This window comes from Tuberibacillus sp. Marseille-P3662 (assembly GCF_900178005.1).
GTDB lineage: Bacteria > Bacillota > Bacilli > Bacillales > Sporolactobacillaceae > Marseille-P3662.
This window is the reverse complement of the sequence record NZ_FXBS01000006.1, coordinates 1,811,314-1,838,231: the sequence shown is the minus strand read 5'-3', so window position 1 is coordinate 1,838,231 and position 26,918 is coordinate 1,811,314. Positions and strand designations below refer to the sequence as shown.

17 protein-coding genes are annotated in these 26,918 nt (G+C 37.7%); 12 read left to right on the top strand and 5 right to left on the bottom strand.

What is annotated here, in order from left to right; genetic code table 11:
* Nucleotide 1: 1 nt before the first annotated feature.
* The 4 genes from tatC to B9Y89_RS17695 all read right to left on the bottom strand — a co-directional run bounded on the left by tatC (nucleotide 2) and on the right by B9Y89_RS17695 (nucleotide 4,895).
* Complete coding sequence (gene tatC / locus B9Y89_RS17710; protein ID WP_085524504.1) at nucleotides 2–739, bottom strand: twin-arginine translocase subunit TatC; 738 nt, start codon at nucleotides 737–739, stop codon at nucleotides 2–4.
* A gap of 59 nt (nucleotides 740–798) precedes the next feature.
* Nucleotides 799–1,023 carry a twin-arginine translocase TatA/TatE family subunit gene (locus B9Y89_RS17705; protein WP_085524503.1) on the bottom strand — a complete coding sequence of 75 codons (225 nt, stop codon included), beginning with the start codon at nucleotides 1,021–1,023 and terminating at the stop codon, nucleotides 799–801.
* Between the two features lie 34 nt (nucleotides 1,024–1,057).
* A complete protein-coding gene (locus tag B9Y89_RS17700) occupies nucleotides 1,058–2,809 on the bottom strand; it encodes an alkaline phosphatase D family protein (protein WP_085524502.1) in 1,752 nt (583 codons plus the stop codon).
* A gap of 535 nt (nucleotides 2,810–3,344) precedes the next feature.
* Nucleotides 3,345–4,895 carry a multicopper oxidase family protein gene (locus B9Y89_RS17695; RefSeq protein WP_085524501.1) on the bottom strand — a complete coding sequence of 517 codons (1,551 nt, stop codon included), beginning with the start codon at nucleotides 4,893–4,895 and terminating at the stop codon, nucleotides 3,345–3,347.
* A 250-nt stretch (nucleotides 4,896–5,145) separates the two neighbouring features.
* On the opposite strand from B9Y89_RS17695, the gene B9Y89_RS17690 reads away from it, so the two are divergent.
* From B9Y89_RS17690 to xylE, 3 genes are all read left to right on the top strand, one after another.
* Nucleotides 5,146–5,475 carry a nucleoside triphosphate pyrophosphohydrolase gene (locus B9Y89_RS17690; protein WP_085524500.1) on the top strand — a complete coding sequence of 110 codons (330 nt, stop codon included), beginning with the start codon at nucleotides 5,146–5,148 and terminating at the stop codon, nucleotides 5,473–5,475.
* A 175-nt stretch (nucleotides 5,476–5,650) separates the two neighbouring features.
* A complete protein-coding gene (locus B9Y89_RS17685) occupies nucleotides 5,651–6,229 on the top strand; it encodes a YhcN/YlaJ family sporulation lipoprotein (protein ID WP_085524499.1) in 579 nt (192 codons plus the stop codon).
* Between the two features lie 537 nt (nucleotides 6,230–6,766).
* Entirely contained in the window at nucleotides 6,767–8,200 is a 1,434-nt protein-coding gene (gene xylE / locus B9Y89_RS17680) for a D-xylose transporter XylE (RefSeq protein WP_085524498.1), read from the top strand.
* A 133-nt stretch (nucleotides 8,201–8,333) separates the two neighbouring features.
* Here the strand turns inward: xylE and B9Y89_RS17675 are convergent, their stop codons facing one another.
* On the bottom strand, nucleotides 8,334–9,518 hold the full coding sequence (locus tag B9Y89_RS17675) for a TetR/AcrR family transcriptional regulator (protein WP_254901287.1): 1,185 nt from the start codon (nucleotides 9,516–9,518) through the stop codon (nucleotides 8,334–8,336).
* A 211-nt stretch (nucleotides 9,519–9,729) separates the two neighbouring features.
* Between B9Y89_RS17675 and B9Y89_RS17670 the strand changes: the two genes are divergently transcribed.
* From B9Y89_RS17670 to dptH, 9 genes are all read left to right on the top strand, one after another.
* Entirely contained in the window at nucleotides 9,730–11,061 is a 1,332-nt protein-coding gene (locus B9Y89_RS17670) for an aldehyde dehydrogenase family protein (protein WP_085524497.1), read from the top strand.
* An 86-nt stretch (nucleotides 11,062–11,147) separates the two neighbouring features.
* The gene (locus B9Y89_RS17665; protein WP_085524496.1) at nucleotides 11,148–12,338 is read left to right on the top strand and encodes an iron-containing alcohol dehydrogenase family protein; all 1,191 of its coding nucleotides are present in this window, start codon (nucleotides 11,148–11,150) and stop codon (nucleotides 12,336–12,338) included.
* Between the two features lie 635 nt (nucleotides 12,339–12,973).
* Complete coding sequence (locus B9Y89_RS17660; RefSeq protein ID WP_085524495.1) at nucleotides 12,974–13,981, top strand: DUF3231 family protein; 1,008 nt, start codon at nucleotides 12,974–12,976, stop codon at nucleotides 13,979–13,981.
* A gap of 183 nt (nucleotides 13,982–14,164) precedes the next feature.
* The gene (locus B9Y89_RS17655) at nucleotides 14,165–14,302 is read left to right on the top strand and encodes a sporulation histidine kinase inhibitor Sda (RefSeq protein WP_085524494.1); all 138 of its coding nucleotides are present in this window, start codon (nucleotides 14,165–14,167) and stop codon (nucleotides 14,300–14,302) included.
* A 272-nt stretch (nucleotides 14,303–14,574) separates the two neighbouring features.
* Nucleotides 14,575–15,063: a DUF4357 domain-containing protein gene (locus B9Y89_RS17650; protein WP_085524493.1), complete on the top strand. Its 489-nt coding sequence runs from the start codon at nucleotides 14,575–14,577 to the stop codon at nucleotides 15,061–15,063.
* A 1,087-nt stretch (nucleotides 15,064–16,150) separates the two neighbouring features.
* Nucleotides 16,151–17,233, top strand: a complete 1,083-nt coding sequence (locus B9Y89_RS17635) for a type I restriction endonuclease (RefSeq protein ID WP_085524491.1) — start codon at nucleotides 16,151–16,153, stop codon at nucleotides 17,231–17,233.
* Between the two features lie 853 nt (nucleotides 17,234–18,086).
* A complete protein-coding gene (dptF, locus tag B9Y89_RS17630) occupies nucleotides 18,087–20,360 on the top strand; it encodes a DNA phosphorothioation-dependent restriction protein DptF (RefSeq protein WP_085524490.1) in 2,274 nt (757 codons plus the stop codon).
* A gap of 3 nt (nucleotides 20,361–20,363) precedes the next feature.
* Entirely contained in the window at nucleotides 20,364–21,728 is a 1,365-nt protein-coding gene (gene dptG, locus B9Y89_RS17625; RefSeq protein WP_085524489.1) for a DNA phosphorothioation-dependent restriction protein DptG, read from the top strand.
* Entirely contained in the window at nucleotides 21,709–26,895 is a 5,187-nt protein-coding gene (gene dptH / locus B9Y89_RS17620) for a DNA phosphorothioation-dependent restriction protein DptH (protein WP_085524488.1), read from the top strand. The genes dptG and dptH overlap by 20 nt, the downstream gene beginning before the upstream one ends.
* Nucleotides 26,896–26,918 lie beyond the last annotated feature (23 nt).

Here is a 26,918-nt window from a genome sequence, read left to right as displayed (position 1 = left end):
ATCAAGCAGCTGTCTTGCTCAGGGCTTCCCTCCGTTTTAACTGTTTTTTATACACAACATTAGATAAGGTGACACTAATTTCATACAAAACTAACAAGGGAATGATGACAAGGATATCCGAAAGAAAATCAGGTGGCGTGATTAGCACCGATACAATAATTAGTACAAAATAGGACATCTTTCTGGCTTTTCTCAGTCTCATTGGATTTAAAATGTCTAATCTTGTTAAAAAGAGGACAACCAAAGGCATCTCAAATAATAGTCCAAAAGGCAGTGTTAGGGTGATCATAAATCGGAAGTATTTATCCACAGTAAACATGAGGTTAAATTGTCCTTCAGAAAGGGAGGTCAAAAAATCCAGCAAAATGGGAAACAATAGAAAGTAACCAAAGGCGATTCCAAATATAAATAGAAAAAATAATGCAGGGATAAATTTTAATGTCACTTTACTTTCTTCTCGAGTCAATGCAGGGGCAATAAATCTCCAGACTTGAAAAGCTGCTATTGGAATGGTTGCAGCTAGGGCAATGATTGTTGCGATCATCAGATAAACCCACAGGATATCACTGGGTCCAAGAACAGCGAGTTTCATATCAAGATCTCTTATAAGCCATTGATAAATGGGATTAACAAATATAAGTCCTCCGACAACAAATCCCAAAAATGCCAGTATGGTCATGATCATTCTATTGCGAAGTTCTTCTAAATGATCGATCATTTGTGAAGTCTTGTTTTCCATGAAATGACCCTCCTTATATTTTAAAAGAGAGGTAGACGGGTTTCCCCGTCTACTCATAACTACTCTGCTGAACGATCCTGTTCTTTCTTCAAAGAAGTGACGTTGGACTCGTCCTCTTTTTTTTCATGATGATGTCCTGATATTAAGTCATTGGTCGCACTTTTAAACTCCGTTAACGTTTTGCCAAATGCCCGGCCGATTTCTGGAAGTTTAGATGGACCAAAAATAATGAGGGCAATGACAAGGACTAAAATCAATCCTGGAATACCGATATTTGTGAGCATGGACACGTCATTCCTTTCTACCTAAAATAACCTTCTAGTTTGATACTTTTTTATCACTGTTATTCATTTGCCTTTGATGGGCACGTTCATGAGCATGAAGACGATCTTGCTCAACTTCATTTGATTGTTGCTTCCCTTGGGGGACGATTGTTGTTGATATTTCTTCTAAGCCTGTCTGATCTTTTTTATAGACAAAGGATGCTCTTGTAGAAATGTCTGCACCTGGTGTTGACACAAAGGGGACGACGCGATAGTCGGTTTGCCATTGTGTCGGGGTTACTCGGCAGCGGACATAGCCGCGAAAATCGTTAAAGAATTTGATATGCTCGTTCTGATTTAAAATCCGGTCGGTATCTGCACGTTTATTGGCCCCATCTCCACCTGATGTGATCGATGTTCCAACAAACTCAGCACCGAACACGCGGGAGTTCGGGTGACCAAAGTTCTCGATCAAATTGGATGCCCAATTGGCATGAACATCCCCTGTTAGTACGATGAGATTGTTCATATTTCTATTGTTAACAAAGTCCATAATACGGTCTCGGGCAGGCATATAACCATCCCAGCCATCCATACTGAATAATGGCTCATCCGGACTTGGCCCATAGTTTCGTTTTGCAAAAAATATTTGCTGGGCCATGACATTCCAATTGGTTTTCGAATGGTCAAAGTTATCAAGTAACCAATGCTCTTGTTCTTGTCCTAAAAGGGTACGAGAGGGATCCAATGACTCGGGTGTTTGTGGGGAACTCTGATCGCCATTCGCCTGGTCTGAGCGGTATTGCCGCGTATCCAAGACGAAGAAGTTGGCCAAGTTCCCATAAGAGAAGCTGCGATATAACTTCATATCAGCACCATGAGGCATAGATGATTGACGAAGGGGCATATGTTCGTAATACGCTTGATAGGCTGCGGCACGCCGTTTGACAAAGGCTTCAACTGACTGTCCATTTTCCGGAATCGTATCGGCATAATTGTTCTCGACTTCATGATCATCCCAGGTCACTACCCATGGGAAAGCTGCATGAGCGGACTGCAGATGTTCATCAGAACGGTATTGGGCATGGCGATTGCGGTAATCCTCAAGCGACTGGATTTCTGGGCTGTTGTGGCTTCTGACATTGCCTGTACTAGCGACATATTCATTTGGACCATATTCATAAATATAGTCACCAAGATGAAGAACCAGATCAAGGTCTTCTTTGGCCATATGTTTGTAGGCTGTATAGTAGCCGTGTTCATATTGCTGACAGGACGCGAAGGCGAAGGTAAGACTGGACACATTGGCGTTGCTCGCAGGAAGGGTTTTCGTTTTTCCGACTTGGCTGTGTTCATGGCCTGCTTTAAAACGATAGAAATAGACCGTGTCGGGCTGCAACCCGTCAACCTCCACGTGCACAGAATGGGCGAGTTCAGGCGTTGCAATTTCTGTACCATGCTGAACAATGTGACGGAAATGTTGATCCTTTGCAATGTCCCATTTCACGGGAACGGGATGCATAGGCATGCCCCCTCCATTGAGAGGTTCGGGAGCTAATCTTGTCCATAGAACGATACTGTGCGAAAGAGGATCACCGGAAGCCACCCCTAGTGAGAACGGATAGCTTTTGAATTTAGGCGCTGCTTCAACTTGAAGTCCTCCCATGGATTGCGCAAGAACTAATCCTAGAGAAAGACTAGCAATTTTGCCTGTCCCTTGAAGAAATCCTCGTCTATCGATGTTGTTCTGCAAGGTTTCCTCATTTAATTTTTGAACCAATTCATCGATGCTTTTTTTCTCAGACATGTTATCGGACTCCCTTCAACAATCTATTATTTGAATCAGCTCTTATTATAGATGGTCATTATTAATAGACGGTTAAGGATTGTAAAGAGAGCCAATGAGGGTCTAGAAGAGGTAGATAGGACCTCATAGGAGCATAGAATGAGGGGAATGACTAACTTTTCCTTATCAGGTATTCTTTATTGAAACCAAGACGTGTGTATTCGACAAAATCGGATATTTTTCTTGGTCCTTCTTTCCTAAATTTATTTACATGCGCATAACTCAAACAAAACAATTTTCTTGTTGCACACCATTAACAGGGAGGACAATTAAAGCGTTCATCCGAACTTGTTTATTAATCAGTTCGGATGATTTGTTGACAATCGTCATTCCTGTCATCGCTTCGTCAAAATCCTTCGCTTGCCGCGGGCGTCTACGTATTTTGACGACGCTTAGAACTTGCTTTCATATCTTATGATTTGTCCCAGCCCCCTTAAACAAAATAGAAGACGCTCAAGACCTTTCAAACTGGATGCCGGGTATCAGTCGTGGTTGATTATTCTTGTTTGTCATTTCTTTTAGGGTCTTCAACAGTATATGGGCGCATCATGTCATAGTCTTCATGTTCAAGAATGTGACAATGCCATACATAATATCCAGCGAAGGGGGCGAATCGAACGATTAAGCGGGTGATTTGTCCAGATGGAGCTGCGACGGTGTCTTTCCATCCTTTTTCGTTCGCTTTTGGCGGTACTGCCGGACCTGTGAATTCGATTTTGCCGTTCGTGTTATAGGTATCCAAATCAAACGGACGGCGATCTAAAATTTGAAACTGAATCAAATGAATGTGAATCGGGTGAGCGAATCCTGTGATATTCATCAACGACCAAATTTCGGTGGAGCCTAAATAAGGTTTTTCGGTCACAGGGGCATCCCACCTCTTGTTATTTAAGAGCAGCACTGGACGTCCGAATTCATCTGTTGAACCGACGAGTTTGAGGTTGCGAATCGCCTTGACTTCATTGCCTTTCAGTGATCGGATCTCCGACAATTCAGAGGGAATATGACTTGTATCTTTTTTTGAAAGCGGCAAACGGACTTTGAATTGCATAACATCATCCGTTTCATCATTTGGATCAGCATCGGGTCCCAGATCATTTTTCAATAATATTGTATCGCCATCATATTTTGAAAAATCAATAATCAAATCAGCGCGTTCCGCCGGTTCTAGCGCTAATTTTTCAACCTTGACGGGCTTTCGCAAAAGTCCTCCGTCCGTTCCGATTTGATAAAAAGGCTGCCCCGAATCCAAGTAAAGTTCATAGCTTCGCGTATTCGACGCATTCAGTAAACGAAAGCGATATTTTCGAGGTTCAACTTCCAAATACGGCCACACTTTCCCGTTAACTAAAAGGGTGTCTCCATTAAAGAATGGCTGAATCGACGGGTCAGGGAGATTAGCGGATGGATCATCTGGTTGTCGCGGGTAAAAAAGGGATCCGTCTTCATTAAACGTTCGGTCTTGGATCACAAGCGGCATTTCATACTCTGCCTTAGGCAAATTCAATGATTTTTCATGCCGATCTCGAATGATATACATCCCGGCAAGCCCTGCATAGTTGTTTAACCTTGTGATTCCCATAGCGTGGTCATGGTACCATAATGTTGCCCCGCGTTGTCGATTGGGGTACTCATAGACTTTGCGTTTAAAAAAGGGACCCGTCTGTTCATAACCTTTGGTGAACCAGGCTTCTGGATAGCCGTCACTTTCCGATTGGGTCTCACTCCCATGTAAATGGGTGACTGTCCGTACCTCTGGAGCGCCTGCTACGCCATGTATCGAACGGTCAACCGGAAGAAAATGCTTATCAGGAAGGTTATTCATCCATTTGACCTGTATCGGTTCACCCTGCATCACTTCAATCGTCGGTCCAGGGTAACTGCGTTCAAAGCCCCATAGGCGGGTCGGTTTCAAATCCCGATGCAATTTTTGTTTGAACGCCTCCATTGTCACCTCGTAATAAGGACCTTTCTTATTTTTTCCTTTGGGCTTCAATGTTTCCATGATTGGCAGCGGATCCGCAAATTTCTTAAGCTTCGGACTCATCTTTAATCATCCTCATCATACGTTTTTTACAAACCTTAGTACATATGATGACAAAAGTCCCTAACTCGTAAGGGACAAATACCTTATTTTTGAATTCCTTGAAGATCGATTTGACTCAAAAACATGATCAAGCGTTTGTCAAGAATCATAGGAGTTATAGATATCCCATATTCGGTCAGCTGTTTGTTTAAAATTATGGTACGATAGCATTATGAAAATCATCGTGAAGCAACGGCTAAGGAGTGACAAGATGCCAACTTATAATAAGTTAATCAGAGACCGTATACCGGAGATCATTATAAATAACGGCAATACATGTCTGACAACAACGCTGAATGAAAGAGGATATCAGGCCGAACTGCAGAAGAAACTAAAGGAAGAAGTGCAAGAGTACCTAGAGAGCGTGAACCATGGGGAGGCACTTGAAGAACTGGCAGATATCATGGAAGTTGTTCAAGCGCTATCCTATGTACATAATGCTGATCCAGACAAGCTGGAAACAGTTAGGATAGGTAAAGCATTAAAATATGGGGGATTTGAGGATAAGGTCTTCTTAGTTGATGTGGAAGATCAAGATTAAATAATCCCATTAACGCAGTTATTGAGGTCCTTTCTAGCTTGCCGCCTAACAAACAAAAGTCATTGCAGGGCTTATTTAAATAACGACATAAAATTATCCTGATTTAAATCATTTTTCCTGAATATGTTTAACCCATTCCGTTCATTCTATAGGTAAAACATTAGGAGGTTTTATGATGATTAAGCAATGGATAAGCCCAGGCAAATTACTCATCCTTTTAGTCGCGCTTGTTCTGCCCCTTGTGGGTTGTAACGCAAATGATGATGAGAATGCCGGTAATGATAACGGCGCGAATACAGAGAATGTAAAGTATGACCCGGATAATGGTAATGACAACAATAATGATAATGTTAATAACAACAAAAATGCCAATAACGACAATGGCGTGAATAACGATATGAACAATGGAGATGAGGATAACAATCGGTTTGAGATTGCCGATAAAGCTGCGGAACAAATCACGAATTTAGACAAAATCAGAAGAGCTAATGTCATCGTTACGGATGACAACGCCTATGTTGCAGCTGTCCTTAAGGATGAGAATAACGGTTTAAACCAAGACATTAAACAGAGCATTTCGAAACAAGTTAAATCCGTCGACGGTGATATTGACAATGTTTACGTATCAACCAATCCGGATTTCGTAGATCGAGTCGAGAATTATGGTGATAAATTGCAACAAGGTAAGCCTGTAGAAGGGCTTGGGGAAGAGATCAATAACATGGTTCAGCGCCTATTCCCTCAAGGCGAATAATGAATTGTTATCAATGGGTTAACTAAGCAATAATAGGCTCCCCATAAGTTAGACAGATGAGATAATAAAATCTGTTTACCTTATAAGGGAGCTTTTTTTGTGTTTGGCCCCATATAGTAAAACTTCGCTTACATCTACAACTAACGAACATTTTCATATTGGATTTATCATTCTCCATTCATACCGACCGTCAATGGGGTGTTAAAACTATTGACAACGCTTCCATTTAGGAAGTAAACTTAGTTTAAAGGGTAAATAAAGTTTTGTTCATTGAAATAATGACTTGAGAGAGAGGTGAGGAATGGATCGGTCGCATAAGATGGACGTGCTGTTATGGAAGGGGTTACATTTTTATTGAAAAATACCTGAAAATTCGAATGATATAAAAGAATGGACATAATGGCCTCATTGTCTATGGACTTCGTTATTCATAATTAGGCCGCCATTCGAAAGCGCTTCAATATTATCGATTGAAATAAAAAGGGGGATAGAGTGAGGGCCTGACAAAATTATTTGTTTTAGCTCTTACACATTTTTATGAAAACCAGAAATAAGTCTTCATATGTGGTTTTTATTGCTTTGATTGCAACCTTAGGCGGGTTGTTATTTGGCTATGATACAGCTGTTATATCGGGTGCCGAGCAGTCAGTGGAGCTTTACTTAATTGATGGTTTAGGGCTAGGGTCTTTTGTTCATGGATTGACGGTTTCGAGTGCATTAATTGGTTGTATTATTGGTGGTCTAATATCTGGATTCTTTTCTAATCGTTTTGGGAGAAAAAATTCGTTAATGATCGCTGCTGGTTTATTTCTTCTTTCTGCTTTAGGATCAGCCTACCCAGAGTTCTTGTTTTTTGAGTTCAATGAACCATCCGTAGGATTATTGATCATGTTTAACCTATACAGAATTCTAGGTGGTATAGGGGTTGGTATCGCATCGGCAACGTCGCCAACCTATATTGGTGAGATTGCGCCTCAAGGCATTCGAGGTCGATTAGTTTCATGGTATCAATTCGCTGTTATATTTGGACAATTAGTTGTTTATTTCGTTAACTGGAGTATTGCCAATGGACAACCAACCGCTTGGATTCATGATGTGGGTTGGAGATTCATGTTTGCTTCGGAGGCACTACCTGCACTATTATTTTTTGGATTATTATTTTATGTGCCTGAAACACCAAGGTTCTTGGCCTCTAAAAACAAAGAAGATCAAGCCTTTAATATTTTATCGAAAATTAATGGTTCCAAAGATCAAGCAAAAGAAGTTTTGTCCGATATTCGCGCATCATTGAATGCAAAGGCATCGACTGGAAAGTTGTTGTCCTTTGGCAAAACGGTCATTATTGTGGGGATTCTGCTTTCTGTATTCCAACAATTTATTGGTATTAACGTCGCCCTATATTATGCGCCGCGTATTTTTGAAAGTATGGGTGCAGGTGAAAGTGCCTCGATGCTGCAAACGATTATAATGGGTGTTGTCAATGTCGGGTTCACAATTATCGCGATTCAAACGGTCGATAAATGGGGACGAAAACCGCTTCTAATGATAGGTTCTATCGGTATGGCGATTGGCATGTTTGGTGTTGCCCTATTAGCTCAAAATGAAATTTTTGGCATATGGACATTAGTGTTTATCATTTTTTACACAGCTTGCTTTATGATGTCTTGGGGACCCATATGTTGGGTATTACTATCAGAAATATTTCCTAACAAAATCCGAGGACAAGCGATGGCCATTGCCGTTGCCGCTCAATGGGCAGCCAACTTCTTTATCTCATCAACCTATCCTGCGATGATTGACTTTAGTGGGGGATTAACTTATGGGTTCTATGGTCTCATGAGTGTCATTTCCGCGATCTTTGTATGGAAGATGGTTCCTGAAACCAAAGGTCGATCACTAGAACAGTTAGAGAATTTATGGGGTAAAGGCAACCATGAACAAACGGGATCGGCAAAAGTAAGTAGTGAATAAAAGCTAAAGCATGATCTGTAAAATAAGAGAGAGGATGAGGAAAACTGCGTCCTGGTTCCCATCGAGAATAACCAAAAAAGTGTGCGGTTATCGACATGACATGACTCGACCGCACACTTTTTGTGTGAAATGACTACAAAACCACTCGATATTTCTTCAAATCCAAGAACTCAACAAATTCCTTCGCCAAAAACTCGGGGTCGTGTTCTGTTCCGTCGATCAACCGGTATAGGATTAACCCGACGATCAACCCCGATATATAGTAAGCATATATCTTCTTGCCAGCAGTAATAGTCATGTCTTGTCTCAGATAAAATTCGCTTAAACAATTGAGCATTTCTGGTATCGGATCAGGGATCCCATAGTCAGCATTAATGAAATGAACAATTGACCGGTGTTTTGAAAGGTAGGCAAACAAACGTATAAGAGCCTCTTCCGATTGTTCAACAGTGATTTCCTTAAGATTTGTTTCCACCGTGAAAAAATGAATCAGGTCAATACATGATTGATGAATGATGGCTTTTAATAGGGCTTCTTTATCCGAATAATGATCATAAAAAGTTGCCCGGCGGATATTACTTCGACGGGCAATGTCCGATATTGTAACAGCAGAATAGTTTTTCTTCTCTATTGTTAATTCAATCATGGCTTCCTGTAAAGCCTGTCTGGTACGGATAACACGGCGGTCGACGTGCGCCGTGTCAAGATAATATGGATTCAGATCCACGGCATGACCGAAAATCCAATAAAAACGTTTCTGACGGATTAATTGCAAAAGTTGTTGGGTGACGACTTCTGGGGAAGACGTCATACCATCCTGCATCCAATACCATATAATGGCGTAATTATACAAAGCACGGTAATGCCCATATAAATCTCGTTGCGCCGGTGAAAGGTTGACTTTTGCAGGAGCCAAAATGCCATCTTCGTTATAGACCTGGGTGAAGAACTGGTGGAAATTGACAAACGGCTCTTTGCTGCGATCCATCATTGTTTTGAAAAAGTGTTTATGTTCACTCACATAAGATAGGATCGGATGAACCTGCAAATCTATATGGTTAAAGTTAATATATTCTTTATCTTTGAATGAATGGTAAATGGCTTGACGGATGCCTTCTTGCATCTCTTCGACAATTTCGTTGAAAAGGTCGTATTTATCATCATAGTGAACGTAAAGTGCGCCACGACTCACATGGGCCAGTTTCGCTACCTCCTTCGTTGTTATCTGGCGAATGTCCTTATTAACTAATAAAGACATTAGAGCATCCTTCAATTTAGAAGTCGTTGAATTAGAATCAATGTCATTGATTCGTGACACGAATGGTACCCCCTAGCGTTATCACACTTTTTTTGCTTACGGCTGAATGAACATTTTTTATGCAAATATACGATAACGTACATATCATCTTTCATTGTCTTTTTTAAAGCATATATTTAGGTCTAGAATTAAATCAGTGATGAAAAACGTAACGATTTCGTCACAGTTCGTCATAGAATTATTATCTCACTGCGAGGGGGAAGAAGCAATCATGGATAAACAGACTCAAGAAGAAATACAACGTGTATTCAAATTACAAAAAGCGCACCAAAGAAAGATGCGTGCGACAACCGCAGAAGAACGAAAGGCAAAACTTAACCGTTTCTTAGAAGTTATACAAGCACATGAGGAAGAGATTATTGAGGCGATTCAACAAGATGTACGAAAGCCCCATAAGGAAGTTCAATCAGCTGAAATCGCTGGAACAGTGAATTCTATTAAAGATAATATAGAGCATCTCGATGAGTGGATGGCACCCAAAGAAGTTGCTTCTTCGTTAAATTCGGAAGCCCATGGGCAATTGATCTATGAACCAAAAGGCGTTTGTTTGGTGCTTGGACCATGGAATTATCCGTTCATGCTTACGATGGTACCACTTGCAGCTGCCATTTCAGCGGGAAATACTGCAATCGTTAAATTGTCTGATATGACGGAGAATACGGAGAAAATGGCTGCAAAGATTATTCGCGAAGCCTTTGATGAGAAGGAAGTCGCTAGTTTTGAAGGGGATGTCGATGTAGCTACTGAGTTGCTAGAGCAACCATTTGATCATATTTTCTTCACTGGAAGTACTAGAGTCGGAAAAATTGTAATGACAGCAGCTGCCAAGCATCTTGCCTCAGTGACACTTGAACTGGGTGGAAAAAGCCCAACAATCATTGATGACGGATATGATTTGATCGACGCTGCTAAGAAAATCGGTATAGGTAAATTTGCTAATGCTGGACAAACTTGCATTGCACCAGATTACTTATTTATCAAAGAAGATCAACAAGAAGCGTTTGCAAATGCGTTGCAGTCAGTTGTCCAAAGTGGATTTTCGTCAGACGGTGTGCTAGATAAAAATAAATTCACACAAATCGTCAATGAACGCAATTTCAACCGCATTAAAGCGTTATATGATGATGCCATTAGTAAAGGGGCAGAAGCCATTTTCGGCGGTGAGTTTGACAAAGAGGATCGCACGGTTCATCCAACAGTGTTAAAGAATGTTACTCCAGACATGAAGATCATGCAGGAGGAAATTTTCGCTCCTATTTTGCCAATGCTTAACTATGACCAATTGGATGATGTGATTGATTACATTACCGAACGAGATAAACCCCTTGCTACGTACATCTTTAGTTCCAACCAAAATGTAATTGATAAAGTATTAAATTATACGACATCAGGCGGCGCGGCAGTTAATGATGTTTTGGTTCAATTCAGGGAATTGAATTTGCCATTCGGCGGCGTTAATACAAGTGGTATAGGCTCTTATCACGGTGTCTACGGTTTCAAAGCATTTTCGCATGAAAAAGCTGTTTATCATCAGGCCAATTAAAATATCATATATTGCTAATAGACTTTAAGACTTAATAAGTATATAGCCAGTTCTATCTGACTACTTAACACAGGGGAGTGTTTATAATGGGACTGCAAAACCAGCCATTTAATCTAGGGATTCAAGCAGATTTGAAATTTGGATTAAATATTGTGCAACAGGAATTAGCAAATAGTGTCAAACAAGTGAATGGGAAAAAGGTATTTATCGTTACGGATAAGGGACTTATTGATTCAGGAGTCGTTGATAACGTTACAAATCCTTTAGCTGAAGCAGGAATTGATTACTATGTTTTCTCTGACGTTCAACCTAACCCCACAGCCGATTCGGTTATGGCTGGCGTCGAAATGTATGAGAAAGAAGCAGCTGACATGATTGTCATGATTGGCGGCGGCAGTGCCATCGATTTTGCAAAAGCATTAGCCGTTGGCGCCACACATTCTGGGTTTGTATTGGACTATACCGCTGGTCGCAAACCTATTGAGGACAAGTTACCACCTTTATTTGCCATTCCAACGACTATTGGTACAGGTTCGGAGGTCACACGTGTCAGCGTGATTACCGATGCGGAAGCAGGAAGAAAATTAGTCTTAGTATCTCCAAATATTATTCCGAAAACGGTATTTGTTGACCCAACTTTGACGCTTGGGCTTCCTAGACAACATGTGGCAGCAACTGGCAGTGATACCCTTGTTCATGCGATTGAGGCTTATGTATCGCTACCGGCAAATCCATTTACCGATGGGATTGCCCTGCAGGCCATTCGTATGGTTATGGATCATCTCCCACAAACATACGCACATGCCGCTAATGTAGAAGCACGGGCACAAGTCCATTTAGCTAGTACACTTGCTGGTATGGCCTTTAGCTTATCTGGACTTGGTCTAGTCCACTCGCTATCCCATCCAATGTCGGCTCGATATGGTGTCCCACATGGTCTTGCGAATGCGATTATTCTTCCGTCTATTTTGGACCATAATCTTCCAGCCAATCCGAAGAAATACGCTGACGTCGCTCGTATGTTTGACCCTAAACTTGTGTTAGAAAGTGAATCGAAAGCAGCAGGCAGCTTAATGCCGCTTGTGAGGGATTTCTTAAGTTCTCTAGACATTCCAGAATCATTCAGTTACTTAGGGGTCGATTTTACGGAAGACAAAGTCGAACAACTCGCTGAGGATGCCATGAACGATACGACTGCTTTAACTAATCCTAGAAAAGCAGTTAAAGACGATATCATTAAAATCTACAATAAAGTATTGCCTGAATCAATTTCATAATTTAAAACTAAAGCAGAAAACCCAAACATGTGTAAGTGTGCTTGGCCTGTTGATTTCCACTCTAGGCGGACGCTTTCCGCGGGCATGGCTTGAGCCTCCTCATGCTTCGCATTGCGGGGTCTCAAGACTCATGCTATTCCCGCAGGAGTCGCCGCCTGCCGTTCCAATCAACGATGTTAACCCGCTGAATTGACAAACATTAATCCATCAGACCGTTGGGTTATTCGAATCAATGATGAATATAAGCATTTATGAAATTGACTCGTCTGCAAAGTAATTTCATATCATATTTGTTTTGTCGGATTTGTACCCGAAACGTTCAAAAAAACCCTTGTTATCGCAGGGGTTTTTTTGCGCTTAATCCATGAATGCGATATTTTGAGATAGCGGTTATTGATGAGGGTGATGGATGTCCGTTAGATAAAGGCTTTCATAAGTAACAATGGTAGAGTTGAACAGGATTTAATCTTAATCTGACTCTTATGAAAGCACCAGCCTTCATTTTGTCCCAGCCCCTTTTGATTAATGTATTTTGCCCCTTCATAAATTAGCGAATACGAAAGTTAATGGCCGGGAAAGGTAAGATTGACTAATATTAACGCCATATTAGATTTTGTATGGAGGTATACACCACAATGCTCAACGAACAGAACATTCAATTGACGTCGGCCGAACTCTCACAAATATGGTCCGCTTACCAAAACGATACGATGATGAGATGCCTATTACGGTACTTTTTAAACCATGTTGATGATGACGAGATTCGCTCAGTTTTGGACTATGCGCTCCAGTTAGCTCAAACCCACCTTGAGCAACTAACAGCGATATTTGAGGCTGAAGGAAATGCTGTTCCACAAGGGTTTACGGATGATGATGTTAATGTTACCGCGCCACGTCTCTATTCGGATACATTTATCTTGGCTTATGTCCAGCAATCGGCTAAATTAGCCATGAATTCTTACAGCATGTCTGTGGCATTAGCTGCCCGCCAAGACATTCATGCCTATTTTTCGCAATGTATGAGGGATGTGCTTGAATTACATAGAATGGCAAATGAGGTGTTGTTGTCGAAAGGGCTTTACACCCGTTCACCGAATATTCCCTATCAAGACCAAGTCACGTTTGCTGATTCTCAACAATATCTTAGGGGATGGTGGGGAACACAACGCCCCTTACTATCGGTAGAAATTGCAAACTTATTTGATAATGCCCAAAGAAATGCCTTAGGAAGGGCAACTATGATGGGTTTTAGTCAAGTCGCTCTATCCAAAGAAGTAGGCAAATACATGGTCCGTGGTAAAGAGATTGCCGCCAAACACGTTGAAATATTCAATTCCGCTTTACGATCGGATGACCTCCAAGCACCGATGACTTGGGATTATGAAGTCACAACGTCCACTCAGGCCCCTTTTTCTGATAAGCTAATGATGTTTCAGACGACGGCTTTAATTGCGATAGGCATGGGTTATTATGGAACAGCTATGGCCACGTCGATGCGACGAGACTTAGCGGCAAAATATTCACGATTAATGGCTGAGATCGGCAAATACGCTGAAGACGGCGCGAATATAATGATTAGAAAAGGGTGGCTTGAGAAGCCGCCACAACAAGCGGACCGTAGTGCATTAGCCAACAACGACTAAAATCATTGCTATCTTCATAATGGAATACCTTGGCACATCCTCGATAAGAATTTACAACATTTAATCGGATCGGTATGAGAGGCATTCTAGAATAGCTTTACGGAAGGCGTAAAGCTTGCAGTTTTGATATAATATTGACTATCTAACAATGATGGATCATAAATTTTAGTAGGGATGATCAACATGAGAGGATTAAATCGCCTATCTGATGAACTTTTAATGGATTCATTTTATCAAGCTAAGCAATTAGAGCTTGATGATGATTTTATTGAACTGTTACAAAATGAGCTCAAGCGACGTTCGCTCTCAGTCAAATGCTGAGAGCGAATGTTTTACTTTCGAACGAGATCATCCACAATATTATTGAAACACTAAGTTACAAAATATCTGGGTATCCTATTTCGGAATTGTTACGTCCTCTTATAATACTATAGATGTTCAGAACGGCTCAAACAGCATCATAAAAGCAAAGACTTTTGGACAACAGCTGTTGTTATCGTGACAAATAATAAGCAAAACCAATTCACTAAACAGACGTTAAATTCCTTGAAAATCACGCTTATCATCAAGTAAGGGAAGCAAAAAGATTCTTTGTGGATCAGACGATACCCACGCAGTCATTTGTTCCGGAATGGCGACAAGCGGATCTCTTTGATATTTTTGGCACAATGAAACTTCTGCTATCGACGCTTGGTTATCCGGTCTTTGAACCATTAAGAGATGAGAATTCAGATGACGCTCAAGCAGATGATCACAGCGTGTTCTATTGTAAAAGTAGTGGCATTACTGCCAAAGGGGAGTTAACGTATGATGGTTTTGTCGTTTTCGAAGGCTCGGGGATGGTCTTAGAACCTGTGGAAAGCTTTAAGCAGCGTTTTACTCATCATATGGCACGGATTGAACAGATGATCGATGACGGTGTGGTTATCCAAAGGGATAATAAATATATTTTTCAAACCGACTACTTGTTCAACTCACCTTCTATGGCGGCTGATTGTATTTTGAAAAGGTCGAGCAATGGTTGGGTTGAGTGGAAGGATGTGAATGGGAGAACATTGGATGAGGTGAAGCGAAAGGTTTAAAGATCTGTTATGGGAGTTTTAGTCGATTAATTTTACAAAAGATTAACCCCTCATATGCGTTTAGGTAGGCGCTGAGAGGTTATTTTCCTTGATGCTACCTTACCCCTCTTGATGGGGTTCGGTCTATGGGACCGTTCCATGTATCAGCATGGGACGGTCTTTCTTAATATTATTCAGTTTCTCTGCTTCTATGTTGAATTATACAACAAAAAATAATGTTTTGCATTACATATACAATAAAATGCTCGGTATCCTTTATTATTTCGTATATGTCTGGAGTCAAATTCATCATTCAAGACTAAAGCAGAAAACCCAAACATGTGTAAGTGTGCTTGGCCTGTTGATTTCCACTCTAGGCGGACGCTTTCCGCGGGCATGGCTTGAGCCTCCTCATGCTTCGCATTGCGGGGTCTCAAGACTCATGCTATTCCCGCAGGAGTCGCCGCCTGCCGTTTCAATCAACGATGTTAACGCGCTGAATTGACAAACATTAATCCATTAGACCGTTCGAGTGTTCGGATCAATGATGAATATAAGCATTTATGAAATTGACTCACATGTCTGATATAATTTTTTCATGAGAAGGCCTTTTTCTAAATGTATTCGCCGGCATAGCGTACATTTATGATAGAGTACCTTCTCTTTTTTTCCATCAAATAGGCTCGAGAACTATTTTACACATAGACGATTTCTTAAGTAACAGAAGCATGAAGTGCAACAGGAGTATGCGCATACATTACTTCGGGATTTTCCAAATCGAGTTTACATGTTTTGGTCACCTTATGTCCCGAAAGGCTATGTGACTGGGGAATTAGAAGCCATTGAATCGTTGCATTGTTGATTAATGAAGATTACACAAAATGCATTGATGAACTTAAGGATGTCGCAGATACTGGGGCATTTGCGGTAGGTAGAATAGATAGTTTATGAAAGAAGATATAAGGATTTTAATTGAGCTTCTTGATCATCCTTTTAGCTATATGACTTAAGTTATATTGTGTCATAAAATTAAATATATTTTAAATTGAAGTTATTATGCCGTATAATAAATAACAGACAAAATTTCCTAAATGGAAGGATGATTTTAATGGATGAATTTTATCAACAGATTAAAGGCTTAGCTAAGAAAATAGACAATTTGAAAGACAGTATTGAAACAGAAGAGGCAACAAAAACATCAACAATCATGCCGTTTATACAATTACTCGGTTATGATGTGTTTAATCCCGAGGAAGTGGTACCTGAGTTTGTTGCCGATGTTGGAATAAAGAAAGGGGAAAAGATTGACTACGCCATCAAACAAGGTGGAGAGCCAGTTATTCTGATAGAGGCGAAGGCGATTAATGAAAAGCTAGACAAACATGATTCCCAGTTGTATAGATACTTCGGCACAACAAAAGCCAAATTTGCCATACTGACGAATGGTGTTCAATATAAGTTTTATACTGATTTAGAAGAAGCTAATAAAATGGATAAAAAACCGTTTTTCGTATTTGACATGCTAGATTTACGAGATACAAAGATCCAAGAGCTAGAAAAATTCAAGAAAAGTGGCTTCGATGTTGATCATGTTTTGAATACCGCATCAGAATTAAAGTATTCTAGTGAGATTAAACAATTTATTGCTAGTCAATGGTCTGATCCATCCGACGAATTTATTAAATTCATTCTTGCTGATATATACCAAGGGTTAAAAACAAAAAAAGTTGTGGATAATTTTAGAGAAACCGTTAAGAATTCATTAAATCAATTTGTCAGTGAGAAGGTTAATGACAAGCTTCAACAAGCTTTGAATTCTACAAGTAATACTATTGAAAATGAACAGGCACAAGAAGAGGCCGCTGCTACAACCGAGCAAGAAGTTGACAATGAGCAAACAGAGCCTGAGATTGTGACCACAGAAGAAGAAATAGAAGGCTATGTACACATAAAAATGTTGCTCAAAGAACATGTTGATACCGAGCGCTTATATTATCGTGATAATCGAAGCTATTTTAATGTTTTACTTGATGATAATATTCGCAGGTGGGTCTGTAGGCTAGGTTTAAATTCAAACAATAAGTATATTCAACTTAATGATACCAATAAAAGCCAATATAGGATTGATAGTGTGGAAGATGTTTTGAAATATAAAGATGAAATTATTCAAGTGGCTAAGCAGTTTATGTAATCAGCAAGATCGAGACTGTCTTTATTGGTTAGATAGTCCATTCAAATATTTTTGTTAGTCCGATGAAAGAAGCATATGTAAAGTTAAATTATCTAAGATGACGTTTAAGGCTGAAAACCCGAACCGTTACTTTGATGATCAAGAGAACTGTGAATACGTTGTTCCAATTGATTGGATCATAACGAAACCGAGGCAGGAAGCCTATTGGGGAAAAAGAATTAAGATCTAATCAAAACAGCGAGTTTAAATTAAAGAGTGAGTACACATTGGATAAATTAATCGAGCACTTTCATGATCAAGGTTTGTTGTTATAAATGACGGGAATTTACAGCTGACCACATTTTCGGTCAGTTATTTTTTTTCAATTATGGTACGATAGAATTATAAACTGAAGTCCCCTAAGGAGTAATAGCATCCAACATATAATAAATTAGTCAGATACCGTATACCGGAGATTATTGCAAATAGTGGCAGTACATACCGAACAACGATCCTTAATGATGAAGCGTATACGGTCGAATTGTATAAAAACTGCTGGAAGAAGTGCCAGGAATACTTAGTAAGTGAGAACAATGAGGACACGGTGGAAGAACTGGCTGGACGTACTGGAAGGTACCCAAAAGTTTGTGGACATGATTCTAATCCGGGAAAAGCTTGAAACAGTTGGAGTAGGGAAAGTGTTAAAACATGTATAAAATTAATTATTAAGTTTATACACTTATTATTCACTCAAATTACATATATTAACATAAGTTAGTGTCATGATTTATATATGTCACATGTGTTACAATTATATAAAATTTATATTAATAATAACAATAATTGTTATATCATTTGTTTAAGGATGAAATTTATGTACGAACACAAATATTTTTTGAGTTTCTTAGAAGGACTTGCAGGAAACGCGGCCTTAAGTGCTAAGAAAATGGACGAATTAATGTTTGAAGACCCAGCTAGTTCTATAGTAAAAGCAAGAATGTTTTCTGAAGAACTAATCAATGAAGTATTTAAGAATGAACAAATCAATTTATCTCATATCTCAACTTTATATGAAAGGATATCATTTCTTTCAAGAAATGGATACATTACTAAGGAAGTACAACAGAATCTAGATCAAATTAGGTTAATAGGGAATAAGGCTGCCCATAATGGCAACTTTAATGACATGAGAGAAGCCTTTAAACTACATAAAGTTATGTATCAAATAGCCCTATGGTTTTATGAAGTTTATTCATTGGAAGAGTTGAAAATCCCTCCTTATGACCATCCAAAGCCCAAGTCTAATAATATAGATGATATACGAGATATAGTTAAAAAGCAAATAAGAGAAGAGATGGCTAGCCAAGAAGCAGATGTAACTACAGGTCAAATATCCGAACCTGAAGGCATATCAACGGAGGAAGAATCAGTTATTATAAAGGACCTTGATGGAAACGAAAGTTACTTAATAAGAGAGTTAAGAAGACTTCAAGATTCTTCTCTGGAAGCGGTTGAAAATATTCATGAATTTAGTAGTTTTAAAAAATACATTCATGTGGAACGTAAAGTTCAAAGGGACTTAGAAGATTTATTGCAAAAAAATCACGGAAACAACAAACCTACTCTCATTCTTTTATGTGGAAGCGTAGGTGACGGGAAATCACATCTATTATCCTATCTAAGGGAAAATAAATCGCAATTACTTGAAGAATACACAATTTTTAATGATGCAACTGAAAGTTTTTCCCCAGAGAAGGATGCCATGGAGACTCTTGAGGAAAATCTTAAAGAATTTTCTGATGAACAGCTCAATAAGTCAAATAAGAAAGCCATTCTTGCGATTAATATGGGTGTTTTGCATAATTTCATTAATCGTAATCATAAGAAACACACCTTTACTAACCTAATTAACTTTGTTGAAAAAAGTGAACTTTTTACGCAAAAAATTACTACAACGTACAGTCAAGATTGTTTTGACCTGCTAAGCTTTGGTGATTATCACACTTATGAACTCACAAATACTGGGCCACAATCAAATTTTTTTAATGCTCTTATGAGGAAAGTGTTTGATAAAAATGTGGATAACCCTTTCTATGCAGCCTATAAAGAGGATTATAATAAGGGGATTCAAACAATTATCCATAAAAATTATGAATTTCTGCAAGATCATTTTGTTCAAAAGCAAATTATTAATTTGGTCATACAAACAGTCGTAAAAGATAAATTAGTTGTTTCTGCAAGAGCATTTCTTAACTTTATTGCTAATATCCTAATACCGGATGAAGGTGTGTATGATGAAACACTGACTGATATTGAGCTCATTCAATACTCTGTTCCAAGTCTTCTTTTTAAAAAAGGCGAACGCTCTTCCATTTTAAGTTCTATCAGTAAGCTTGATCCTATTCACACAAGGTCAGAGCATATTGATGAAATTGTAATAAAGCTAAATACTATGGATAACTGGGAAGATATCGTTACAAATTATGTACAGTCTGATCATGCTAGAAAAAGTTTGGCTCCCTTTTTGAATAAAGATGAAGGACTTTCTCCGCAGGTCTTTGATGACTTTCTTAAGTCTTTAGTTAGACTAGTTTATTTAACAAATGATAACTTTTCATCCAAAATTATCGATCAATCTTTTAAAGATTATATGATGTACTTATATTACTTTAATTCGGGTGAAAAGATAAAAATTCGTGAGTTCTATGAGCGATTTAAACAAGCTATTTATGAGTGGAAAGGGAGTCCTGACAACAATTATATTTACATTAATAAATCAATAGAAAAGTTCCGGCTAGCTCAAACACTAAATATCAAGCCATCAATAGATCACTTGGAATTTAATAAGAAGGATGTCATTGAATCTTTTAAGCCAACCATAGTTGTTGGTTACCATGATGGCGATAAAGAAAATACTTTATATATTGAAATTGATTTTACATTATATAAGTTGCTCACTAAAGTACTGAATGGTTATTGTCCTAACAAGAAAGATGAAGAAGACGCGATTAAATTCGTGGAATTCATTGAAAAAATAATGAAATTCGGTAGCAAAAAAGAAGAATTAATGATTCATATACCTAAAGAGCAACGATTTTATAAGCTCAGAAGGGATGATTTTGATACGTTTGTTTTTGAGAGGGTGTAAGTTTTGACGACAGGTCTACTTAATATTGATGAACTGGAAAAACTGTTACAGAAGAAACATGATACAGGGAAAATTGGAGACATACTTCCATTCACAACTAGAAGAACAAAAAATATAAGGGGGAATTTTAATGAAATTGCGGGAGAACTTGTACGATTAATTAACGATGTGCAACTTAAAAAATCGCAAGAAGCCCAGTTAGAAGAGCAATTAATTCAACAACTCACTGACCAAGTTGAAACTACGGATTCATCTGCATCGTTTGATCTAAAACGATTTATTAATGAGTATCTTTTTAACAATGAAAATGAAATAAAACCTATGCACCCGCATTTATTCAATTACATTAAACTAAATAAGACACATCAATCGGAATTTACTAAATATGCGAGTTTTATTTACGATGCGCTAGTAGGAAATGATCGTGAAATCAAAGAAGTTTTTGACAATAAACATTCTGATGATCTTTTAACAGAACTTGTTTTGGAGCATCTTGATGGATTAGAAGTAAGAAATAAAAATCAAACAACTTATAGTTCTTTAATATCACCAATTGCACACTACTTCAAAGAAGATTTGGAGTATCTAAGTAGGCATAGAGACTACTTTTTAAAGACTTTCTCATTGCTTACACATTATTATATGTTTATGTATGTCTGTCAATTATTATTTAAGTTTGAGCGGTTTGAAGCAGCTGACTATAATTATATAGATCCCTTTTACTTTGCTTTGGAATGGGAAACAATTAGTAAAAGGAGAAAGGCAGCAAGTGACCTTGAAGGTTTTAGAGTAATCAAAGATAACACTCAAAAGCTCTTTGTTCACATCCATACTATGTCACATCTTAGTTATAACTCCTTTAATAATGAAAATTCTTTTATGAACTATAGAGAATTATTAGATCTATTAGAAGAAAATGGTCAGCGGCAACAATTTTTTGACGAGCTTAGAGTATGGATTCATAAATATTGTGTTTGGGCTAATGTTGAATTGAAAGAAGAACCCAAAAGTTTAGAAGATGCTTTTAAAAACTTACACGAGTGTTTACAACAGGGGATGAATAAACAAGCCTGTGATAAATTCGGAAAGAATATCTTAGACATTGGAGCGAATGAATTTTTAAAGAACAGAGGTGGAGGCATTGGTTATGTTTTAAATGCCAACCACGATTTTTTGCTACTTTTAACAGCCGTGTGTGTTAAAGACCAACGGATTCCATTAAATAAACTATTTGAGGAATTTAATAATAGAGGCCTTGCCTTTGATTTGCATTCGAAAAAAGAAATTATTAATCTATTAGATTCTTTAAATATTATTGACAAAAAAAGTGATAGTGGTGATGCACAGTATGTCAAGCCAATTCTATAATTATATATCAGATTTAATTTTAGGCTTTTTCCAAGAGCAAAAAATTAATATGGGTGACCGTTTTTACCTACAACTCGACAATAAAGATGATGTCTACAAACTAGTACAAGCACTTTCTACGAGAAGTATAACTAAAGAATTTATTTATCAACATCAACTTGGTCAAGAATATCGAACGTTTAGTATTGAAATTAATGACGTTAAGCTTGTAGTAGCTCATACCTCTGACTTGGTCAAACCGGATTTTCTTGTAACCTTGAGGAATTTAGTAGGAGATCAAGAAGGGAAATGGAAAAATACTGCATTATTAAGTATTGTTTCTGAACAACTTGATTCAATACAGGGTGGCAGTAGTGATCTACAAAAAGAAGGCATGCCACTACATCCTAATTATTTGTTTAATCATCTTAAGAATGAAATTGAAAATAGTACACTTGATCGAACTGAACAAAAAATATTGTTGAACAATCTTGATAGTTTGAAACAAGATCAATTGTATCAACAAATTACATTCTTTGAACTTGAAGACTTATTTACTATCCTAGCAAAAGGCTCAATAGAAGATCATGACTATAAGAATTTTTCATTATTTAAAGACAATGATTTGCATACGTATACAGGCCACAAATTAAAAGAACGTTTGGCTTTAAATCAAGAACTTTTTAATTACGTAAAAAAGATTCATGATTTTGGACTTGGTGAGGACGAACTGGAAAAAAGGTTTTCTCCAATTGGGGTATCCAAACTTAGCGAAGAAGGATGGGAAGACTTAAGTTTTTCTGAGGTACATCGCTACCATGAAGAACACCAAAAATTAAACAAGAAAACAAAAATTGAATTAAAAGACGTTAAAGTTAAAGATCGGTTAGATTATTGGGATAAACCTGAGAAAGAAACGTCAACTGGAAATAGGAAACGTCATGTAATTATTTTCAATCCTGAGCAAAATGACTTTGTTAACATTCAAGCGTCTTTTTTAATTCAAGGTGGCAATATCAAAAGTTTATCTAATAAGTTTATGACGGTAAAGAGTAAATTTAAAAGTAATCTTGAATGCAAAGTTGGCCAAAAAAACCTTAACTTTGAGATTAAAGTGGAGAAAAACAAACCAACATTTGTTAAGGCTAACTATAAACATGATAAAAAAGCATCTTTGGGAGCAGAATTTAATATTGTTGTACTCCCAATCCAACCTGACACTCTTGAAGCTTGTAAAACAAAATATATTGTCTCTCCTAATCAAGAATTAATTGAGTTTCAATACGGTGGCGAACAATTGGTTTTTGGTAGTGGATCAAGTCAAACAACGATCGATGTTGAAAAAGACAATGACACTATTAAGATAGTAGATGATCAAAATGTGTCATTAAATCCACAGCCTGAGGCTTTTAATGAAGAAGAGCAATTGTTAATTAATATGCAAACATCAAGTACAACGATCCCATTACTATTAAAAAATGAAATTCCAGAGTCTACACCAATAACTGGGCAAAGAATATGGAAACTTAAAAGAGAAAGCGAAAAAGATTTTGAATGGAAGCATAACCGTTTGGTTTTTGGAAACAGAGAATTTTACCTGCATCCCGAATATCGGCAACATTTTGAATGGGAGTTAGAATGGTTAGAAAGAAATATTAAATGTGCAAGACTAGAATCTGATCAGCTAATGGATGAACCAATCGCTTTAAGTAGTAGGTTAGAAGCAGCCTACTATAAATATGTAAGCTATTTTAAAAATAGGAATCATGTTCAAATTCCAAGTCTCTGTTATTTTAGCAAGGAATTAGAAGCGAGAGCTAAAGATTTTGTCAAAGCATTTATAGAAGAAATTAAATCTTTTCAAAGTGGTATAGCTGCTGGTAAAAAGGGCCGCGACTTATTTAAACTAGGAACCATATTATCAAATAATGAAGTCTATTTTACGCCCTTTCATCCTCTTATAATCGCTTTTCAAATGAAAACCAATGAAATGCTGTCAAATGAAGAAGTCGACAATAGCTTGCTTAGTCGATTACAGCCAAATGCATTAGTTCCTTATATATATAATGACTATGATCAACTTTACAAAGCAGATTCAGAATCGGCTGCTCCAGAATGGCTTAAATTCAAGCCAGTTAAACAGATTTCAGTAACTGACGCTAATCAATATTTGGCTAATATTGTTGAGGATAAAATGACACAGTTTAAAGATCACTTTGACTATTTATTCATAAAAGGTGCAACTGCACCTCTAATGATTAATGTGATAAATATTGTAAATGATCAAGAAGTTTTAAAAGGCATTATAAGGTGGATGTTAACGCAAATAAACAAAAATGGACCTGAAAATTTGGTCCCAATTGAAATTGCACTCTATAATGACGATATCACAGATAGCTCATTTGATCTTTTTTCAAGAACTGACTCTCCAACACTTATTGAAGAATATTTTAGTATTCGCTTAAAAACTAAAGATAAGGATTATGATGCTCAGGACTTACTTCGTTATATCCGTGAGAATTTGTTCTTCTATAAACAAAATGCAGAAAACGGATATAAATACGCTCATATATCCTTTTATAAGATGCATGCGCGAGAGAACTATGCAGTTCAGCCGATGACAGATATGTTTACAGGTATGTCAATTGAAGGTCTGTATTCATCAGTACCTGCCGTAAAAGGGCAGGAAAACTACCGCAGTGGATTTGGCGTAAAGGCCTTTGCAGTTGAAGAAAATAATTTATTAACTCAAACTGCTTATTTTACTAATGAATTAGTCGCTAATTTAAGAAATGGTGGAAATGATTCTTATCGTAAGGATGAAGCAATTTTTGCAAGAACAACAACTGCTGATGAAGATACACTTAATAGAATCTTTGCTTCTTCTTATTGGGTAACCTTTGTTGACCCGAACATTGACTTAGAATTTTTCAATAAGTACAGAAAAAATTTGGTGATTATTCATTACAGCGACCAATATTCTTCATCGAGCAGATTCGATGCAATTACTGTAACAGATAAGTCTCAGCAGTATTATTCCGTTATTAAGGACTTCTTGAAGAGAAAGGATGTTGATCCCTCTGATGAACATGTTAAAAACACCGTTAAAGCTTTTAACACTTTTAATGGGGAATGGTTACTCAGAATCATTGGAAGTAAAGGACACTATTCCAGAGAAAAATTAAGTATTATTTCAGCAATTAAGTTCTCTTTGGCTTATTTTGATCATCCTAATATTAGATGGGTTCCAATTTCATTGGAGGAAATTCTTCGTGTTGCTGGTGCTGTTAGTTTAAATAAATCAGATGGTATATTCACAGCTAAGAATCTAGGAGTTAGAGGTAGCCACAGTGATGATTTGCTATTAATCGGATTAGAGCTTATTAATGATCAAATAAAGGTCCATTTCTATCCCATAGAAGTTAAAGTCGGCAATAATTACAGTGATGTCCTGAACAAGGCAAAGGATCAGGTGTCTAAAACCCAGCAATTACTAAAAAATGCCTTACTAAAAAATAGTGATACACCATTTGCTAGCCATTTTTATCGCAATTTCTTTGTACAATTATTAATTTCTCATGCTCAAAAACTTGAACAAAATGATATATGGAAGAACAAAGACTATCAACTATCAGAAACGATAACTGAGCGATTATTAAAAGATCAATATAACGTTTCATTTGATTTGGAACCCATTATTGGTAAAGGGGCAATTCTTTCATTTAGGAAAGATGCCATTTATCGTAGTGTCACAATCGATGAAGACATTACGGTCATGGATTTATCTGAACAGGATGGTTATAATGGTTTGATAAAACCAGTGGATGAGCTAAAACAATGGATTCATGTTCGTGATAGTGATTTTGTAAAGGAAGTTTTATTAGCAAATCAATATAACAGTGAAATTGTGCCTACTGGTGACTCAGAGAGTTATAAGACTAGGCTAAATTCTGATGAAGATAAAATCTTGAAAAATGATACAATAAGTAATGAAGAAGATGCAAAACACGAAACAGAAAAAGAAGTGGCTGGTAAGGAAAATTTAGAAAATCAAAGGGTCCTCATCGGAAAAGCGGCCAATTCTAACAGAAATATTTACTGGGAGTATGGAAATAAAGGGTTGGCAAATAGGCATCTTTTAATCTCTGGTAAGTCCGGTCAAGGTAAAACCTACTTTATGCAATGTTTATTATTAGAGCTTTCTAAACGGCAATTACCGAGTATTGTGATTGATTATACTGAAGGTTTTTTACCGAATCAACTTGAGCAAGAATTTACAGATTACTTGGATCACCAATTAAAACAAACAGTAGTATTTAATGAACAATTCCCGATTAATCCATTTAAAAAGAATCATAGAGATATTGGAGGTATAACACTTCCTGAGTCAAACACTGATGTGGCCGAACGTATCAAAAGTGTCTTTGCTGCTGTCTACAAGAGTTTGGGGATCCAACAATTAAATGCTATTTATGAGACAACTTTGTCGGGCCTTGAGAAATATGGTGATTCCATGAGCTTAACAAAGTTAAGAGATGAGCTTGAGGCAAATAACTCAAGTTATGCTAAGACTACCTTGTCGCAGATTAGGCCTTTAATTGATCGTAATCCGTTTAATCATGAAAATACAATTAATTGGGATGAAATTATTAAAAGTGTTGGAGATGTATATATTATCCAACTAACGGGATATCCTCGAGATGTTCAACTGATGATTACCGAATTTATTCTTTGGGACCTATGGAACTATTCGGTCCGGTTTGGCGATAAGAATAATCCTATAAATGTTGTTATGGATGAAGCTCAAAACTTAGACCATACAGAGAATTCTCCGTCTGCCAAGATTTTAACTGAAGGGAGAAAATTTGGCTGGTCAGGTTGGTATGCGACTCAATTCCTTAAATCACAGTTAGAGTTAGATGAGCTTGCTAGATTACAGAATTCTTCACAGAAGGTTTACTTTGCACCTCCTGAACAAGAAGTATCGAGTATAGCTAGCAGCATTTCAAATGATAAAAATGAAAAAAAGAAGTGGGAAGCAGAGTTATCAGGATTAAAAAAAGGACAATGTATTGTGAATGGTCCTGTTAAGAAGGAAAATGGCGAGCTCTCACATTCTACACCAATCATTGTGAATATTGCTTCTTTATCAGAGCGATTGACGGCGCCTAGCTTGCTAAACAATTAATTTTAAATATAGTGATACCTGTA

Bases quoted from the DNA above. Each gene is read 5' to 3' on its own strand.
- B9Y89_RS17665 (WP_085524496.1), top strand. From the start codon at position 11,148: ATGGGACTGCAAAACCAGCCATTTAATCTAGGGATTCAAGCAGATTTG.
- B9Y89_RS17690 (WP_085524500.1), top strand. From the start codon at position 5,146: ATGCCAACTTATAATAAGTTAATCAGAGACCGTATACCGGAGATCATT.
- B9Y89_RS17655 (WP_085524494.1), top strand. From the start codon at position 14,165: ATGAGAGGATTAAATCGCCTATCTGATGAACTTTTAATGGATTCATTT.
- B9Y89_RS17635 (WP_085524491.1), top strand. From the start codon at position 16,151: ATGGATGAATTTTATCAACAGATTAAAGGCTTAGCTAAGAAAATAGAC.
- B9Y89_RS17670 (WP_085524497.1), top strand. From the start codon at position 9,730: ATGGATAAACAGACTCAAGAAGAAATACAACGTGTATTCAAATTACAA.
- B9Y89_RS17660 (WP_085524495.1), top strand. From the start codon at position 12,974: ATGCTCAACGAACAGAACATTCAATTGACGTCGGCCGAACTCTCACAA.
- tatC (WP_085524504.1), bottom strand. From the start codon at position 739: ATGGAAAACAAGACTTCACAAATGATCGATCATTTAGAAGAACTTCGC.
- xylE (WP_085524498.1), top strand. From the start codon at position 6,767: ATGAAAACCAGAAATAAGTCTTCATATGTGGTTTTTATTGCTTTGATT.
- B9Y89_RS17700 (WP_085524502.1), bottom strand. From the start codon at position 2,809: ATGTCTGAGAAAAAAAGCATCGATGAATTGGTTCAAAAATTAAATGAG.
- dptH (WP_085524488.1), top strand. From the start codon at position 21,709: ATGTCAAGCCAATTCTATAATTATATATCAGATTTAATTTTAGGCTTT.
- dptF (WP_085524490.1), top strand. From the start codon at position 18,087: ATGTACGAACACAAATATTTTTTGAGTTTCTTAGAAGGACTTGCAGGA.
- B9Y89_RS17685 (WP_085524499.1), top strand. From the start codon at position 5,651: ATGATTAAGCAATGGATAAGCCCAGGCAAATTACTCATCCTTTTAGTC.
- B9Y89_RS17695 (WP_085524501.1), bottom strand. From the start codon at position 4,895: ATGAGTCCGAAGCTTAAGAAATTTGCGGATCCGCTGCCAATCATGGAA.
- B9Y89_RS17705 (WP_085524503.1), bottom strand. From the start codon at position 1,023: ATGCTCACAAATATCGGTATTCCAGGATTGATTTTAGTCCTTGTCATT.